The sequence below is a fragment of the Cryobacterium sp. PH31-AA6 genome (assembly GCF_030063195.1).
Taxonomy (GTDB): domain Bacteria; phylum Actinomycetota; class Actinomycetes; order Actinomycetales; family Microbacteriaceae; genus Cryobacterium.
The window spans coordinates 314,870-332,244 of sequence record NZ_JASISS010000002.1; the positions used below are offsets into that span (position 1 = coordinate 314,870).

Annotated in this window: 14 protein-coding genes; all 14 read right to left on the minus strand. The window is 68.9% G+C overall.

The window, feature by feature from the left end; all coding sequences use genetic code 11:
• Window positions 1–23 precede the first annotated feature (23 nt).
• The 14 genes from QMG61_RS03340 to pyrR all read right to left on the minus strand — a co-directional run bounded on the left by QMG61_RS03340 (window position 24) and on the right by pyrR (window position 17,119).
• A complete protein-coding gene (locus QMG61_RS03340) occupies window positions 24–1,448 on the minus strand; it encodes an RsmB/NOP family class I SAM-dependent RNA methyltransferase (protein ID WP_283492907.1) in 1,425 nt (474 codons plus the stop codon).
• Complete coding sequence (gene fmt / locus QMG61_RS03345; RefSeq protein WP_283492908.1) at window positions 1,445–2,362, minus strand: methionyl-tRNA formyltransferase; 918 nt, start codon at window positions 2,360–2,362, stop codon at window positions 1,445–1,447. Before fmt ends, QMG61_RS03340 begins: the two co-directional genes overlap by 4 nt.
• Window positions 2,363–4,411, minus strand: coding sequence for a primosomal protein N' family DNA-binding protein (locus QMG61_RS03350; RefSeq protein WP_283492909.1), 2,049 nt, complete (start codon window positions 4,409–4,411; stop codon window positions 2,363–2,365).
• Window positions 4,412–4,413: 2 nt separating this feature from the next.
• Window positions 4,414–5,607: a methionine adenosyltransferase gene (gene metK, locus QMG61_RS03355; protein ID WP_283492910.1), complete on the minus strand. Its 1,194-nt coding sequence runs from the start codon at window positions 5,605–5,607 to the stop codon at window positions 4,414–4,416.
• 142 nt (window positions 5,608–5,749) lie between these two features.
• Window positions 5,750–7,036: a bifunctional phosphopantothenoylcysteine decarboxylase/phosphopantothenate synthase gene (locus QMG61_RS03360; RefSeq protein ID WP_283492911.1), complete on the minus strand. Its 1,287-nt coding sequence runs from the start codon at window positions 7,034–7,036 to the stop codon at window positions 5,750–5,752.
• Between the two features lie 25 nt (window positions 7,037–7,061).
• Window positions 7,062–7,319, minus strand: coding sequence for a DNA-directed RNA polymerase subunit omega (rpoZ, locus tag QMG61_RS03365; RefSeq protein WP_134567137.1), 258 nt, complete (start codon window positions 7,317–7,319; stop codon window positions 7,062–7,064).
• Window positions 7,320–7,444: 125 nt separating this feature from the next.
• The gene (gmk, locus tag QMG61_RS03370; protein ID WP_283492912.1) at window positions 7,445–8,365 is read right to left on the minus strand and encodes a guanylate kinase; all 921 of its coding nucleotides are present in this window, start codon (window positions 8,363–8,365) and stop codon (window positions 7,445–7,447) included.
• Entirely contained in the window at window positions 8,358–9,245 is an 888-nt protein-coding gene (gene pyrF / locus QMG61_RS03375; RefSeq protein ID WP_283492913.1) for an orotidine-5'-phosphate decarboxylase, read from the minus strand. Before pyrF ends, gmk begins: the two co-directional genes overlap by 8 nt.
• Window positions 9,242–12,529 carry a carbamoyl-phosphate synthase large subunit gene (gene carB / locus QMG61_RS03380; protein WP_283492914.1) on the minus strand — a complete coding sequence of 1,096 codons (3,288 nt, stop codon included), beginning with the start codon at window positions 12,527–12,529 and terminating at the stop codon, window positions 9,242–9,244. The genes pyrF and carB overlap by 4 nt, the downstream gene beginning before the upstream one ends.
• A complete protein-coding gene (gene carA, locus QMG61_RS03385; RefSeq protein ID WP_283492915.1) occupies window positions 12,529–13,719 on the minus strand; it encodes a glutamine-hydrolyzing carbamoyl-phosphate synthase small subunit in 1,191 nt (396 codons plus the stop codon). The genes carB and carA overlap by 1 nt, the downstream gene beginning before the upstream one ends.
• Window position 13,720: 1 nt before the next feature.
• Window positions 13,721–14,263 (minus strand): PH-like domain-containing protein, encoded by a 543-nt coding sequence (locus QMG61_RS03390; protein WP_283492916.1) that lies wholly within the window; start codon window positions 14,261–14,263, stop codon window positions 13,721–13,723.
• Window positions 14,256–15,605 carry a dihydroorotase gene (locus tag QMG61_RS03395; protein WP_283492917.1) on the minus strand — a complete coding sequence of 450 codons (1,350 nt, stop codon included), beginning with the start codon at window positions 15,603–15,605 and terminating at the stop codon, window positions 14,256–14,258. Before QMG61_RS03395 ends, QMG61_RS03390 begins: the two co-directional genes overlap by 8 nt.
• Window positions 15,606–16,556 carry an aspartate carbamoyltransferase catalytic subunit gene (locus tag QMG61_RS03400; protein WP_283492918.1) on the minus strand — a complete coding sequence of 317 codons (951 nt, stop codon included), beginning with the start codon at window positions 16,554–16,556 and terminating at the stop codon, window positions 15,606–15,608.
• A complete protein-coding gene (gene pyrR, locus QMG61_RS03405) occupies window positions 16,553–17,119 on the minus strand; it encodes a bifunctional pyr operon transcriptional regulator/uracil phosphoribosyltransferase PyrR (RefSeq protein ID WP_283492919.1) in 567 nt (188 codons plus the stop codon). The genes QMG61_RS03400 and pyrR overlap by 4 nt, the downstream gene beginning before the upstream one ends.
• Window positions 17,120–17,375 lie beyond the last annotated feature (256 nt).

Consider the following 17,375-nt stretch of genomic DNA (forward strand, 5'->3'; position numbering starts at 1 on the left):
CCGGCCCCGCCGGCGGGGTGGGTTCAGGCGGTGCGCTCGAGCAGGGTGATGAACATGGCGTCCGTGCCGTGTCGGTGCGGCCAGAGCTGAACGCTCCCGCCCGCATCCGGCAGGTCGAGCGGCGAGGCGGCGATGGCCTGAACGACTCCCTTGGTGTCCAGGGTGCGAACGGTGCCGCCCCATTTCTTGAGCGCCGTCGCCACGATGCCCCTGGTCTCGGCGATGTGCGGCGAACAGGTGACGTAGGCGAGGATGCCGCCCGGTTTGAGCGCGCCGAGGGCGGCGTCGATCAGGCCGGACTGCAGGTCACTGAGCTCGGCGACGTCCCTGGGCTGTTTGCGCCAGCGGGCCTCCGGGCGGCGGCGGAGGGCGCCCAGCCCGGTGCAGGGTGCGTCGAGGAGGATGCGGTCGAAGGCCTCGGGGTGGGTGTCTCCGAAGCCCGTGCCGTCTTCCTCCCAGACCGGGACCTCTGCCGGCACGGCGGCAAGCGCCTTGCGCACGAGGGTGGCCCGGGCGGGGACGAGTTCGTTGGCGACGAGTTCGGCGCCCGCTGCGTTGGCCTCGGCGGCGAGCAGGGCGGCCTTGCCGCCCGGGCCGGCACAGAGGTCGAGCCAGCGCTCTCCCTGTCGTGCGGGGCGCGCCCTGCTGAGGGCCAGGGCTGCCAGCTGCGAGCCCTCGTCCTGCACCCTGATGCGTCCGTTGTGGTCGTGCATGAGGTGTACCGGGTCGCCGCCGGCCAGCACGAATCCGGTCGGTGAGAATCGGTTGGGTTCGCCGAGGCCGTCGGTCGCGCCCTTGGGGACGAGGCCGGGCAGCGCGACCATGTTCACCCGCGGTGCGGCGTTGTCGGCGATCAGCAGGTCTTCGAGCTCGTCTTCGCGGCCTTCGAGTCGCAGGGACTGGCGGAAGGCGCGAACGACCCAGACCGGGTGCGAGTGTTCGACCGCGAGGCGGTCGTCTTCGCCGGTGGCGTCGGCAAGGATCCGCTCGCGCCATTCCTCCGTGCTCGACCGGGAGATGGTGCGCAGTACCCCGTTGGTGAAGCCGGTGGCCGCCCGGGACCCGACCTGCCTGGCCAGTTCAACCGATTCGTTGACCGCGGCGTGGGTCGCGACCCGGGTCGCGAGCAACTGGTGCGCGCCCAGCCGCAGGACGTCGAGGATCGCGGGGTCGATGGCGGAGACCGGGCGCCCGGCCGCTTCGGCGATGACCCGGTCGTAGAAGCCCTGCATCCGCAGGGTCCCGTAGGTCAGTTCGGTGGCCAGGGCGGCGTCCGCCGTGTTCAGTGCGGCCCGTTTGATCCGGGTGGGCAGCAGCAGGTTCGCGTATGCGTCGGATTCCCGCACGGCCGCGATCACCTCGTAGGCGACTCGCCTGGCCGGCTGGACGAAATCCTGTTGGGGGCGTGCTCGGTCCGGCCTCCGGTCCCTGCCCCGCTGGTCGCTCATGAGGCGACCACTTCCGTCGCTGACACTCCGCGCCACCACTCCATTGCCTTCATCTTCGTCTTTCCCGCCGGTTGCACGGTCAGGAGCTCGAGTGGCTCCGTCCCGGTGCCGACCAGCACCTTCTTGTCGATCTCTCGAATGACTCCTGCCGGTATCGGCAGTGCCCCGTCGGACGGGGCGAGATCGAGGAGTTTGAGGCGCCCGGAGTTCACCGTGGTGAACGCGCCGGGCTCAGGGGTGACCCCGCGCACCCGGTTGTAGACGGTCTCCGCCGGGGCGGACCAGTCTATCCGGGCGTCGTCGAGGGTGAGTTTCGGGGCCAGGGTGACGTCGCCGGTCTGGTCCACCGCAACCGCTCGCCCCGATTCGAGGTCGTCGATCACGTCGAGCAGCACGCGTGCGCCGCTTTCGCTCAGCCCGGCGAGAAGGCTCCCGGCCGTCGCATGCGCTCCGATGGTCTCCGACACCATGGCGAAGACGGCGCCGGCGTCGAGCTCAGGCACGAGCTGGAACACGGCCGCACCGGTCCTCGTGTCCCCATTGATCAGGGCACGCTGCACCGGCGCGGCACCCCGCCAGCGGGGAAGCAGGGAGAAATGCAGGTTGATCCAGCCGAGGCGCGGAACCGAGAGCAGCGGCTCCCTGACGAGTCCCCCGTAGGCGACGATCACACCGAGGTCGGGGGCCAGTGCCGCGATCTCGGCGGTGGCCTCGTCGCCCAGCCGGTTGGTCTTGAGCATGTGCAGGCCCAGGTCCGCCGCGGCCTGGCCGACCGGCGAGGGGGTGAGCGTGCGCTTGCGGCCGAGCGGCGCATCCGACCGCGTCACCACGCCGACGAGGTCGTGTGGCGAGTCGGCCAACAGCGCCAGGCTGGGCACTGCCGCCTGGGGGGTGCCCGCGAAGACGATTTTCATTTAGAGCAGCTCCGGGTCGTCGAATCGTACTTTGAGTGTAGGGGCCGCACGGAAGGGCGCGCCCTTCGGACGCCGTCGCCTGGCGGCATTGCGCACAATGGCGGCCTTCAGCAGGCGGGCGGTTTCATCGCCGCTCGCATAGGGGAAACGGACTATCGCGCGCACGAGCGGCTCACCGGCGTCGACGGGTCCGAGAACGTCGAGGCCGGCCACCTGGTCAAGGTCGACGAGGGCCGCGGCAACGTCATCGGCGGTCCCGGTGACGGATGCCGCCCGGACGGCGGGCGGGAACCTCAGCTGGCGCCGGTCGGCCAGCTCCGCGGCGGCGTGCGACTCCGGCTGCCAGGAGTTCAGGGCCCTGGCCAGGGTGCCGCCGACGCCGACGAGCATCACGGATGCCCCAGGCGCGGCGAGTGCGGCCGTATTGCACCAGGCGCGGAGGCTGTCATCGCCGACGCGGAGGGATTCGCGGGCCAGCATCCGTTCGCCGTCGAGCAGCAGAATGGCCAGGTAACCTCCCGCCGGGATCGGTTCGGCGCCGCGGGTGGCAATCACCAGAGCCGGCGTCGAGCCGAGCTGCTGCACCTGGTGGTCGCCGTCGGCGATGATCACCCTGGCTCCGGGGAAAGCCCGGCCGAGTTCCTCCGCGGTGCGGCCGGTGCCCAGGCTGACGACCCTGAGTTTGGTGCCTTCGCAGTGCGCGCAGCTCCAGTCGGCGGCCAGCGCCCCGCACCAGCGGCAGGAGGGCAGCGACGACGCCGACGCGAGGCCGAGCGGACCCTGGCAGCTGGTGCATCGGGCTGCTTTCTTGCAGGTCTGGCAGGCAAGCATGGGTGCGTAGCCCGGGCTGGCGACCTGCACGAGCACGGGACCGTGCTGGAGCGCGTCACGCGCGGCCTGCCAGGCAGCGGACGGGATGCGTGCGGCGCGCGCCTGCTGGTCGGGAGCGGCCTGGAAATCGGTGGGGATCACCCGCGGGTGCCGGTTCCGATTCGGGCGCACCTCACCCAGCCAGCCGAGTTCGACGAGGCGTTGAACCTCGACCGTGCGGGTGTGGCCGAGGAAAAGGAGAGCACAGTCGGCCTGTCCCTGCCGCACGAGTGCGGCATCCCTGGCGTGTACGTAGGGGCTCAGCGGCTCGCCGTGCAGCGGGTCGCCGTCGTCCCAGAGCGCGATCAGGCCCAGGTCGTGCGCCGGAGCGTAGACGGCGGAGCGGTTTCCCAGGACGATGCGTGGAGCCGGCGCGAGGCAGGCGAGAAAGGCACGGTAGCGGTCGGCGTTGGGCTGGCGAGCATCGACCCGGCTGACCGAGTCGGCCGGCGCGAGGAGATCCAGGGCGGCCTGGACCTGGTCCTGGTCCCGGTAGTCGGGCACGATCAGCAGGCTGCTCTTCCCCTCGAAGAGGGCGGTCACGGCGAGTTCGGCCATGGTGTGGGCCCAGCGCCCGATGGTGTCGCCGCAGGGCAGGAGCATCAGCTCCGGCACGGCGGCCACGCAGAGCCGTTTTCGTTCGGCGACGGCGGTATCGAGCGTGTCGCCCGGGTAGTCGACGAAGACATCCCCGGGAGCCCCGGACTCTGCAGCGGCTGCAGGGGCTGCAGGGGCTGCCGCGCTCTGCCCGGCCGCGCGTGCGGCCAGCCAGGCCTTCTCGACCCGCACCTGCCGTGGCGGCACGGCGAGCCGGATGATGTCACTCGCGTTGCCCGCGGCACGGTCGGCGACCCGCCTGGCCAGCGCCCAGACCTCCGGGGTGAGCACGGGCGCCTCGGACACGACGGAGTCCAGCGGACTGAGCGCGCCCTGGTAGTCGGGGGTGAGCCCGTCCAGGGTCCCCGGCGTTGCCCCGGCCGGGGCGGCATCCGACGCGCCGACGACCTCGATCAGATAGCCGTCCGCCACCCGTCCCGCCGAGCGGAGCGGCACGCGTACGCGCACGCCGGGGACCGCGAGGCTCGCCAGTTCCTCCGGAATGCGGTAGTCGAAAAGGTGGTCGAGCTGCGGCAGGGGTGAATCGATCAGCACCCGTGCCACGAGGCCGGTGCGGGTCATCGTTACAGCCCGGCGGCGCTTCTCAGCTCGTCGACCCGGTCGAGCCGCTCCCAGGTGAAGTCGGGAAGCTCCCGGCCGAAGTGGCCGTAGGTCGCCGTCTTGGCGTAGATCGGGCGGAGCAGATCCAGTGATTGGATGATCGCGGCCGGACGCAGGTCGAAGACTTCCCTGATCGCGGCCGTGATCTCCTTGTCGGACAGGGTGCCGGTTCCGAAGGTCTCGACGTAGAGCCCGACCGGGGAGGCCTTGCCGATCGCGTAGGCGACCTGGATTTCCAGCCGCTCGGCGAGGCCGGCGGCCACGGCGTTCTTGGCCACCCAGCGCATCGCGTAGGCGGCGGACCGGTCGACCTTGGACGGGTCCTTGCCGCTGAACGCTCCCCCGCCGTGGCGGCTCGAGCCACCGTAGGTGTCGATGATGATCTTGCGCCCGGTCAGGCCGGCGTCACCCTGCGGACCCCCGATCTCGAATCGGCCGGTCGGGTTGATCAGCAGGTTCAGGTCTGTGGAGTCGAGTGCGACCCGGTCGAGCACGGGCCGGATGACGAGTTCCTCGACCTCCGCGCGGAGCTGCTCGTTGGACACGGACTTCGAGTGCTGGGTCGAGAGCACGACGGTCTCGACGGTGCGCGGAGTGATGCCGTCGTAGCCGATGGTGACCTGAGTCTTGCCGTCGGGGCGAAGGTAGTCCAGTTCGCCGGTCTTGCGTACCTCGGCGAGGCGTTCCGCGAGGCGGTGCGCGATCCAGATCGGGATCGGCATGAGCTCGGGGGTCTCCCGGGTCGCGTAGCCGAACATGATGCCCTGGTCGCCGGCGCCCTGCCGGTCGAAGTCGTCGATGCTCGATTGCTCGCGACGTTCGAAGGCATTATCGACGCCCTGGGCGATGTCCGGGGACTGCCCGCCGATGGAGATCTCCACGCCGCAGGAGCGCCCGTCGAACCAGACGTCGGAGGAGTCGTAGCCGATGTCGGTGATGCACTTGCGCACGATCGAGGGAATTTCGACGTAGGCCTCGGTGGTGACCTCTCCGGCCACGTGTACGAGCCCGGTGGTGACGAGGGTCTCGACCGCGACGCGGCTGTGCGGGTCCTCGGCCAGGAGCGCGTCCAGGATGCTGTCGGAGATCTGGTCGCAGATCTTGTCGGGGTGGCCTTCGGTGACTGATTCCGAGGTGAAGAGGCGTAGATCGCTCATCTGGCCCGTCTCTGTTGATGGTTCGTGTACGTGGGGAAATTCGGCTGCCCTGAAGGTGGGAAACAAGCCGGACGCGGGAAACGAGCCGCCGGGTGACCGTCGCCGGCGGCGGTCTCGGCAGGCAGGTCCGGCTCAGCGGGAATCAGCGAAGCAGGTCAAGGATGCGCTCGGCCACCGACAATTTGCTGCCGGAGGCCTCAATCACTATATCTCCGCGACCGTCGAGCACCCTGACCTCGTTACGTTCGGAGGCGAAACCCTCGGTCCAACCCACCCTGTTGAGGACGAGGTAGTCACAGCCCTTGCGGGCGACCTTCTCCCGGCCGAGGGTGAGCAGCCTGTCGGGATCGGATTCGGTTTCCGCGGCGAAGCCGATGACGACCTGCCCCGGTTTCTTCGCGGCCGCGAGCCCGGCAAGGATGTCTGGGTTGCGCACGAGGGTGAGCATGAGGGTGTCGCCCGTGTCGTCCTTCTTGATCTTCTCCGGGCGCACCTCCGCGGGCCGGTAGTCGGCCACGGCGGCCGCCATGATCACCACGTCGGCGTCGACCGCGGCAATGCTCATCGCCCGGTCGAGTTCGGCGGCGGTTCCCACGGGGCGCAGGTCGACCTGTTCCGGTGCAGGCACCTCGAGATTGGCGGCGACGAGGACGACGGAGGCCCCTCGGGCGACGGCGGCCTCGGCCAGCGCAACGCCCTGTTTGCCGCTGGACCGGTTGCCGAGGAAACGCACCGGGTCGAGGGGTTCCCTGGTTCCCCCGGCCGAGATGACGATCCGCTTCCCGCGCAGGTCTCCGAGATTCCCGGCCACGCCAGCAGCGGCCGTGTCTGAGGCGGCCAGGTCTGAGGCGGCCAGGTCTGAGGCGGCCAGGTCTGAGGCGGCCAGGTCTGAGGCGGCCAGCGCGGCGAGGGCAGCGGCGACGATCGTGTCGGGCTCCTCCATCCGGCCAGCGCCGGAATCGGCGCCGGTGAGCCGTCCCGTGCCTGGTCCGACCACGACGACGCCGCGCTCGCGCAGTGTCTGCACGTTTGCCCGGGTGGCGGCGTTGTTCCACATCTCGGTGTGCATCGCGGGGGCGATCACCAGCGGCGCTGTGCTGGCCAGGATGGTGTTGCCGAGCAGGTCGTCTGCCAGTCCGCAGGCGAGTTTGGCGATGGTGTGCGCGGTGGCCGGCGCCACGACGATCAGGTCGGCCGACTGGCCGATTGCGACGTGTCTGACCTCGGCGACGCCCTCATAGAGGTCGGTGTGCACCGGGTTGCGGGAGATGGCCTCGAGCGTGGGTTTACCAACGAAACGCAGGGCGGCCGTCGTGGCGACGACGTGCACGGAGTCCCCGCGCAACACAAAAGCGCGCACGATGTTGACGGCCTTATATGCTGCGATCCCGCCGGTTATCCCGACGACGATCGTGCGACCTGACGACATCCTGCGCGCTCGAGTGTGCCGGCGGCTACTCGACGATGGGGCGGGAGACGAGCTTGTCTTCGTTGATCTCGCGCAGTGCGACGGACAGCGGCTTGTCATCGACGGTGGAGTCGACCAGCGGGCCGACGTTGTCGAACAGGCTGCCTTCGTGCAGGTCGGCGTAGTAGTCGTTGATCTGACGAGCGCGCTTCGAGGCGAAGACGACGAGGGCGTACTTGGAATCGACCTTGGTCAGCAGGTCGTCGATGGGCGGGTCAATGATGCCAGTGGGCTTGGTTGCCATTGGTGTCACTCCTTCAGAGCGGTTGGTGCTGCAGGGTGGTATCGCAGCGGGTAATGACGGTGCGGGTGACGCAGATCGGTTGAACGCACGAGTCACGGTGCGTCTCAAACACGAAAAATCGGGCGCTAAGGCAGCTGGGGTGCCTGACGCAGATTCATCAAGTCTACGACCTCCCGGGCGGCCTCGGCCACGTCGTGGTTGACGACACGGTAATCGAACTCATTCTGGGCCGCCAATTCGAGCTTGGCGGTCTCCAGCCGACGTGTCTGTTCCGCCGGGCTCTCGGTGCCCCGGCCGATCAGACGGCGCACCAATTCGTCCCAGCTGGGCGGCAGGAGAAAGACCAGCCTGGCCTCCGGCATGGAGCGTCGAACGGCGCGGGCGCCCTGGATGTCGATCTCGAGCAGGACGCTGTCGCCGCGGGCGAGCGCCGCGTCGACGGGACCCCTCGGGGTTCCGTAGCGGTGGGCATTGTGCACGACCGCCCATTCGAGGAGCTCCCCTGCCGCGACCATCCGATCGAATTCGGCGTCGTCGACGAAGAAGTAGCTCACACCCTCCCTCTCACCGGGACGCGACGCCCTGGTGGTGGCCGAGACGGACAGCAGCACCTGGGGATAGTGTTCGCGGATGTGCGCGGCGACGGTTCCCTTGCCGACGGCGGTCGGGCCGGCCAGCACGACGAGACGCGCTGCGGCGGCTCCCCGCCGTGCGCGTGAGCGGCTGGAGAGAAAGTCCCGCAGCCGGTCTCGTTGGTGCTTGCCGAGACCGCCGAGGCGCTTCGATGGCGAAATCTCCAGCTGGCTCATGATGCGCCGCATCTTGGTGACGCCGATGGCCGGGATGCTGACCAGGAACTCGGTTACGCGCAGGCGCCCCTCGACGCCGTCCGGCGAACTCATCGCGGTGGAGAGCACCTCGAGGGCGGAACGCGTTCCGCGCGCGATTTGGTCTTTCACGGCTGCGCGGGCTCGCCGTGCGGCCACGGCGGCTCGCGAAGCCGCGACCCGGTCGACGTCGGGTGGGGTAGGGCGATTCTCAGCCACGGGCCGCTCCAGTTTCACGTACTCGGCGCGCTATCTTCTCGGCAATTCGGCGGGGACCGGCCGAAAGAACGCTTCGCGATTCACTCACGATAACGCTTTGAGCGTACCCCCCGTACAAGTTCCTCATATCGGATACCTGCGCGCCCTGGTGTCCGAAGCCCGGCGCGAGGATCGGAGTGAGTGCCTGGGCCGGTGCGAGGGCAAGGTCTACCCCGAAGGCGGCCAGGTCGAGCGTAGCGCCCAGCACGACCCCGAGCGACCCGAGTGCGTGCGTCGCGTCTTGCGCATTCCGCGCGGCGACGTCCGCGAAAATCGCTCCGGCCACGGTGAGGCCCGCCTGGCTCCCGCCGGCTACGACCGCCTGCTGGATCGCCGCCGCCTCGGGGTTCGAGGTCGCCGCGAGCAGGAAGAGCCCCTTGCCCTCGTGCCCGGCCTGGTCGATCACGGCGGCGAGCGACCCGACCCCCATGTAGGCGTTGACGGTGATCGCGTCCACCTCAAGCGGCGAGCCGGCGCTGAGCCACGCCTGCCCGTATGCCTCGGCGCTGGTGCCCAGGTCGCCGCGTTTGACGTCCGCGATGACCAGCAGGCCGGCGGCCCTGGCATCGGCGAGCACGCGTTCGAGAGCCGCGTAACCGGCCGAGCCGTATCGTTCGTAGAAGGCGATCTGTGGTTTGACGATGCCCACCTGCCCGGCGCACGCCTCCACCACCGTGCGGCCGAACGACTCGGCGCCGGCCGCGGAGTCGGGCAGGTCCCAGTCGGTCAGCAGCCAGGCGTGCGGGTCGATCCCGACGCACAGCTGGCCGCGCTCCGTGAAGACGGCGTGAAGACGGTCACCGAACGACCGCAACGCCGGGACGGCCGAGCCCGGGGTCACAGGGCGTTCGTCCGGGTCGTGGCGTACTCCTGCAGCGAGGTCACCTCAAAGCCACCGCGGATGGCGTCGATGGACGCCACGGCGGCGCTCAACTCTGCGATCGTCGTGAAGAGCGGGAGGTCCCCGGCGACGGCGGCCGCGCGGATCTCGTAACCGTCGGCGCGTGCGGTTCGGCCGCCGGGCGTGTTGATCACGATCTGGACCTCTTCGCGGCGGATCAGTTCGACGATCGAGACGTCATCGGAGCCGCTCTTCTCGCTGAACTTGGTCACGATTCGCGCCCGGATCCCGTTGCGCATGAGAACCTCGGCCGTGCCCGCCGTTGCGGCGATCTCGTAGCCAAGCTGCTGCATCCGCAACATCGGCAGGATGATGGCCCGCTTGTCTCGGTCGGAGACGGAGACGAACACGGTTCCGCTGAGCGGGATGCCGCCGTAGGCGGCGAGCTGGCTCTTCGCGAACGCCCGGGGGAAGTCCCTGTCGATGCCCATGACCTCGCCGGTGGAGCGCATCTCCGGGCCGAGCACCGAGTCGACGACCAGGCCCTCCGGGGTACGGAACCGGTTGAACGGGAGGACGGCCTCTTTGACGGCGACCGGCGATTCCAACGGAACCCGGGAACCGTCGATCAGGGGCAGCTTGCCCTCCGCCTTGAGCTCGGCGATGGTCTTGCCGACCATGATCAGTGAGGCTGCCTTGGCGAGCGTGATTCCGAGCGCCTTGGCGACGAACGGCACCGTGCGCGAGGCGCGCGGGTTGGCCTCGAGCACGTAGAGCACGCCGGCGCCGATCGCGAACTGCACGTTGAGCAGCCCACGCACGCCGATCCCGCGGGCGATGCCGAGCGTGGCTTCGCGGACCCGGTCGATTTCGGCGCGGCCGAGGGTCACCGGCGGGAGGGTGCAGCTGGAGTCGCCGGAGTGGATGCCGGCCTCTTCGATGTGCTCCATCACTCCGCCGATGTAGAGCTCGGTGCCGTCGAAGATGGCGTCGACGTCGATCTCGATCGCATCATCGAGGAACCGGTCCACGAGCAGCGGATGCGACGGGCCGATGATGCCCTGTCCGGCCATCCGGCTGAAATAGTCGGCCAGCGACGCGCTGTCGTAGATGATTTCCATGCCGCGACCGCCGAGCACATAGCTCGGCCGGACGAGCACCGGGTAGCCGATCTCTTCCGCGACGACGACGGCACCGGCGAAGTCGGTCGCCACGCCGTTGCGCGGCGCGAGCAGGCCGGCCTGGTCGAGGATGCCGGAGAACAGGCCGCGTTCCTCGGCGAGGTCGATCGCGGTCGGCGAGGTGCCGAGAATGGGGATCCCGGCGGCTTCGAGGCCCTTGGCCAGGCCGAGGGCGGTCTGGCCGCCGAGCTGCACGACCACGCCGACGAGCTCACCGCTCTGGCTTTCGGCGTGGATCACCTCGAGCACGTCCTCGAGGGTGAGGGGCTCGAAGTAGAGCCGGTCGGAGGTGTCGTAGTCCGTCGACACCGTCTCGGGGTTGCAGTTGATCATGATGGTCTCGTAGCCGGCCTCCGAGAGCGCGAAGGCGGCGTGCACGCAGGAGTAGTCGAATTCGACGCCCTGGCCGATCCGGTTCGGTCCGGAGCCGAGAATCACGACCTTCCGGCGGTCGCTGGGCACGACCTCGGTCTCCTCGTCATAGCTCGAGTAGTGGTACGGGGTGAGCGCCGGGAATTCCCCGGCGCAGGTGTCCACGGTCTTGAAGACCGGGCGCACGCCGAGGATGTGCCGCACCTTGCGCACGTCCGCTTCCCCGAAGCCTCGGAGTTCGCCGATCTGGGCGTCGGAGAAGCCGTGGTCCTTCGCGGTGCGGAGAATGTCGGTGTCGAGCCGTTCCGCTCCGGCGACCTCGGCGGCGATCTCGTTGATCAGCACGATCTGGTCGATGAACCACGGGTCGATCTTCGTGGCCTGGAAGACCTGCTCGAGCGACGCGCCCTTGCGGAGGGCCTGCTGCACGGTGACGATGCGGCCGTCGGTGGGGATCTCGGCGACAGAGAGCAGTTCGTCGACCGTGCGGTCTTCGGGTCCCCAGTGGAACGAGGAGCCGCGCTTCTCCAGTGAGCGGAGCGCCTTCTGCAACGCAGAGGCGTAGTTGCGGCCGATCGCCATGGCTTCGCCGACCGACTTCATGGTGGTGGTGAGGCGGGGGTCGGCGGCCGGGAACTTTTCGAACGCGAACCGGGGCACCTTGACCACGACGTAGTCGAGGGTGGGCTCGAAGCTGGCCGGGGTGACCCCGGTGATGTCGTTGGGGATCTCGTCGAGGCGGTAGCCGAGTGCCAGCTTGGCGGCGATCTTCGCGATCGGGAAGCCGGTCGCCTTGCTGGCCAGGGCTGAGGACCGGGACACCCGCGGGTTCATCTCGATCACGATGATCCGGCCGTCGGCGGGGTCGATCGCGAACTGGATGTTGCAGCCGCCGGTGTCAACGCCGACCGCGCGGATGATGTCGATCCCGATGTCGCGCAGTCTCTGGTACTCACGGTCGGTCAGGGTCAGCGCCGGGGCGACGGTGATGGAGTCGCCGGTGTGCACACCGACCGGGTCGACGTTTTCGATCGAGCAGACCACGACGGTGTTGTCGGCCGTGTCCCTCATCATCTCGAGCTCGTATTCCTTCCAACCGAGGATCGACTCCTCGAGGAGCACCTCGGTCGTCGGGCTCTGGTGGAGACCGTCGCCGACGATCCGGCGCAGGTCCTCCTCGGTGTAGGCGAAGCCGGAGCCGAGGCCGCCCATGGTGAAGGACGGGCGCACGACGAGGGGGTAGCCGAGGTCTTCGGCGAAGGTGATGGCCTCATCGACGGTGTGCGCGATGTGGGAGCGGGCGACGCCGGCGCCGACGTCGAGCACGAGCTGCTTGAAGATCTGGCGATCTTCGCCCTTCTGGATGGCCTCGAACGAGGCGCCGATCAGTTCGACGTCGTATTTTTCGAGGATGCCCCGCTCGTGCAGCTGAATCGCCGCGTTGAGCGCGGTCTGGCCGCCCAGGGTCGGCAGGATCGCATCCGGTCGTTCCTTGGCGATGATCGTCTCGAGGATCTCGGGGGTGATCGGCTCGATGTAGGTTGCGTCGGCGAAGTCGGGGTCGGTCATGATGGTGGCCGGGTTGGAGTTGACCAGGATCACCCTGACCCCTTCCGCCCGCAACACCCGGCAGGCCTGGGTGCCGGAGTAGTCGAACTCGCAAGCCTGGCCGATCACGATCGGTCCGCTTCCGATGACAAGGACGCTGTTGATGTCGTCGCGCTTGGGCATTACTTGGCGTCTCCTGCTCCGGCGGCCGCGATATGCGCGACAACCACGTCCCTGAACCTGTCGAAAAGATACTCGGCGTCGTGCGGGCCGGCCGCCGACTCCGGATGATACTGGACCGAGAATGCCGGGATGTCGAGGCAGCGGATGCCCTCGACGACCTGGTCGTTGAGGCTGTAGTGGCTCACCTCGACGCGGCCGAAGCCGGTGCGGGAATCACTCACGCCCTCGATCGGCATGTCCACGGCGAAGCCGTGGTTCTGCGAGGTGATCTCGACCCGGCCGGTGGTCTTGTCGAGCACAGGCTGGTTGATGCCGCGGTGCCCGAACGGCAGTTTGTAGGTGCGGAAGCCGAGCGCCCGGCCGAGGAGCTGGTTGCCGAAGCAGATGCCGAAGTACGGCACGCCGGCACGGAGCACCTCCTGGAGCAGGGTGACGTGGGCGTCGGAGGCTGCAGGATCGCCGGGGCCGTTGGAGAAGAACACGGCGGTCGGGTTCAGCGAGAGCACATGCTCGGCGGTGACCGACTGCGGCAACACGAGGACCTCGAAGCCCCGCGCGGCAAGGTGGTTCAGGGTGGAGGTCTTCACGCCGAGGTCGAGGACGGCAACCGATCCGATCCGTTCTCCCTGCGCGGGCACCGAGAACGGCTCCACCGTGGACACCTCGTCGGAGAGGTTGCGGCCGCGCATTGCCTGGCTGGTGCGCACCAGGTCGAGCTGTTCACCATCGGAGAGGCCGAAGTCTGCCCCGGAGAAGATGCCGGAGCGCATCGCGCCGGCGGAACGGATGTGCCGGGTGATCGCCCGGGTGTCGATTCCGCTGATTCCGACGACGCCGCCGGCCTCAAGGTCGTCGTCAAGCCGCCGGGTCGACCGGAAGTTGGACGCGATCCGGGCGGGTTCCCGCACGACGAAACCGGAAACCCAGATTCGCCGGGATTCCATGTCCTCGTCGTTGGCTCCCGTGTTGCCGATGTGCGGCGCCGTCATCAAGACGATCTGCCCGGCGTAGGACGGGTCGGTGAGGGTCTCCTGGTAGCCGGTCATCCCGGTCGCGAAGACGATCTCACCGAGCGTCCGTCCGCGGCTGCCGTAGGCGCGGCCCACGAAGCGGCGGCCGTCCTCGAGTACGAGCACGGCGGAGGCCGTTTCGCTGAATTCCGGGTGGTCCTGGGTCGCTGCGTTATTCACGCTATGACTCACTTTCGTCGTGCGCGGCCGGGCGCAGGGCGTCGGCCGCAATGGTTCGGATCGCGTCGTACACGGCGACGCGTTCGGTGGGGTCGATGATGCGGAAGTAGCTGTCGACGAGTTGACCGGTTTCGGCCGCTGGGGCGTTCAGACGCCAGCCGAGCATGAGCAGTCCGTCGGATTCGACCACCCGGTCGATGGTCCAGGTGGCCGCCTCGAGCAGTTCGATGGCGTCGGCCGGGATGAACACGACCTCTTCGCCGGCGAGGGCGAGGAAGACGCCGGCCTCGGTGACGGTGAGCATCGCCCTCGCCCGGAAGCCGAGGCCGCGGATGTTCAGGCGCTCGAGGGGAGTCCCCCTCCGGGTGGTGGCCACGTAGAATGCCGGCGTCGCGGCCAGCTCCGCAGTGGTGACGCCGGGCAACGGATAACCGGCCGGCAGGGCCGCGTCCCGGCGGCCGCGCGCACGCCAGCCGCGCAACATCAGGGCGAGCACCCCGATCAGCACGATGCCCGTGATGACGGCGGGGATGGTCCTATCCATGGAGGCCCGCCCGTTCCGCGGTGATCTCGCCGGCCGGGCGCAACGCGCCGTCCAGCACCGTCGCGTAGCCGTGGTGGAACGTCGCGAGTACCTGGCCGGGGAGCGTCATGCTGAGATACGGCGAGTTCGTGCCCTTGCCGGCCAGATTCGCCCGGCCGAAGACCCGGCTCGCGGCAGGGTCGTAGAGGGTGAGCTCCGCGGGGCCGCCGACGACCAGACCCTGGCCCTGGCCGGTCACGCGGCCGATCCTGGCCGGCGTGCTGGAGAGCACCCTGGCCACGCCCGACCAGTCGAGGAAGCCGCCGGCAACCACGGCGGCGTGCACCACGGACAGGGCGGACTCGAGTCCGACCATGCCGTTGGCCGCGGCATCCCACTCGCAGTCCTTGGCCTCGACGGGGTGCGGGGCGTGGTCGGTGGCGACGATGTCGATGGTGCCGTCCGCGAGCCCGGCGCGGAGGGCCTCGACGTCCTCGCGGCGTCGGAGCGGCGGGTTGACCTTGAACCGGGCGTCGTAGCCCCGCACAAGGTCTTCGGTCAGGAGGAGGTGGTGTGGGGTGGCCTCGGCTGTCACGTTGATGCCGCGTGCCTTGGCCCAGCGGATGACATCCACCGACCCCGCCGTGGAGACGTGGCACACGTGCAACCGGGAACCGACGTGCTCGGCGAGCAACACGTCGCGGGCGATGATCGATTCCTCGGCAACGGCCGGCCAGCCGGCCAGGCCGAGTTCGCTGGACAGCGCCCCCTCATTCATCTGTGCCTTCTCGGTCAGCCGCGGTTCCTGCGCGTGCTGCGCGATCACGCCATCGAACGCCTTGACGTATTCGAGGGCCCGGCGCATCAGGAGCGGGTCGGAGACACAGAACCCGTCGTCGGAGAACACCCTGACGCGGGCCCGGCTCGTGGCCATGGCACCCAGCTCGGCCAGTCTCTCCCCTGCCAGGCCGACCGTCACGGCCCCGATCGGCTGAACGGTGACGTAGCCCGCCTGCTCGCCGAGCGCGAGGACCTGTTCGACGACCCCGGCGGTGTCCTGCACCGGTGAGGTGTTGGCCATCGCAAAGACGCTGGTGAACCCGCCGACCGCTGCGGCCTGGCTTCCGGTGAGGATGGTCTCACTCTGCTCGTAGCCGGGCTCGCGCAGATGGGTGTGCAGGTCGACGAGGCCGGGCAGGGCGATGAGCCCGTCGGCGTCGATCGTGGTGGCGCCGGTCCGAGACAGGCCCGAGCCGACCTCGACGATTCGTCCGTCGGCCAGCACGAGGTCGGTACGGCTCCCGTCCGGAAGCGTGGCGGCCTTGATCAGCCAGGGCGCACCCGGAGTGTGTTCAGTGGGCATTTAGGAATCCTCCCGGTCACCGGACATGAGCAGATAAAGTGCCGCCATTCGCACGGAAACCCCGTTCGCAACCTGTTCGAGCACCGTCGAGGCCGCGGAATCGGCAGCCGCCGATGAAATCTCCAGGCCACGGTTCATCGGGCCCGGGTGCATGACAATGCTAGCCGGAGCCAGCCGGGCGAAACGTTCGTCGTCGAGGCCCCAGCGGCGCGAGTACTCGCGGCTATTCGGGAAGAAAGCCGCATTCATCCGCTCGGCCTGGATCCGGAGCATCATGATGACGTCGGGCTTCGCTATGATCGCGGCGTCAAGGTCGAACCCCACGGCGGCGGGCCAGCCGGACATGTCCATCGGGAGCAGCGTCGGCGGGGCGACGAAGGTCACCTCGGCGCCGAGCGTGGTGAGCAGCCACAGGTTCGAGCGGGCGACGCGGGAGTGCAGCACATCGCCGACGATGGTCACCGTGACCCCGTCAAGGCCCTTGCCGCGCGAGCCGGAACCGTGCAACCGGCGGCGGATCGTGAAGGCATCGAGCAGCGCCTGGGTGGGATGTTCGTGGGTGCCGTCGCCGGCGTTGATGATGCCGGCGTCGATCCATCCGCTCGCGGCCAGCACCGCGGGGGCCCCGGATGCCGGGTGCCGGATGACGACCCCATCGGCCCCCATCGCGGCGAGCGTCTGCGCGGTGTCCTTCAGGCTCTCGCCCTTCGACACGCTCGATCCCTTGGCGCTGAAGTTGATCACGTCGGCGCTGAGTCGCTTGGCGGCGGCCTCGAAGGAGATGCGGGTGCGGGTGGAGTCCTCGAAGAAGAGGTTGACGACGGTCTTACCGCGCAGCGTCGGCAGCTTCTTGACCTCCCGGTTGGCGACGTCGGCCATGTCCTCGGCGATGTCGAGCAGCACGATGGCCTCGGCGCGGCTCAGTTCCTTGGTCGAGAGCAGGTGTTTCATCGGGCGTCCTCCCCGTCGGATCCGTTGTCGGCTCCCCCGTCGATGCTGACGAACTCGTCGCCGTCGACCTCGAGCAGGTGCAGGTTGATGCGTTCCTCCGTCGAGCTGGGCAGGTTCTTGCCCACGAAGTCCGCTCGGATCGGCAGTTCGCGGTGTCCGCGGTCGACGAGAACGGCCAGACGCACGATGGTGGGTCGGCCGTGGTCGCCGAGCGCGTCGAGGGCGGCGCGGATGGTGCGACCGGAGTAGAGCACGTCATCGACGAGCACGACCGTTGCACCGTCGATGCTGCCGGGCACGAGCGTGCGGGACGGTGTGCGGGTGCGGGTGTGGGCCAGGTCGTCGCGGTACATGGTCACGTCGAGGGACCCGACCCGGACATCCGCCGCGGTCGGTTCGATCCGCTGGATGGTCTCGGCAATCCGTTGGGCCAGCACAACGCCCCTGGTCGGGATGCCGAGGATGACCAGCTTGTCTGGGCCTCGATTGGACTCAAGAATCTCGTGCGAGATCCGAGTCAACGCTCGGGCAATGTCAGCCTGGTTCAGCACGGTGCGTGCCATAAACCGGACCTCCTTCCCCGCCTCACCGGACGGCTGTTAAAGGATGTCAATTTCGTTGCGTTCAGCCTAGCAGCCGTGCCAGGCACCGGTCACCGGTCACCCAGATCCTGGTCACTGCCAGACCCAACACCGCCGAACACCAACCTGGCACCCCCGCAGTGGTCGAGCCCGCGGTGGTCGAGCCCCCGGTGGTCGAGCCTGTCGAGACCCCAAGACCACCGTCTACGAGCCCCCTCGGCCAGGCACTGAAGAGACA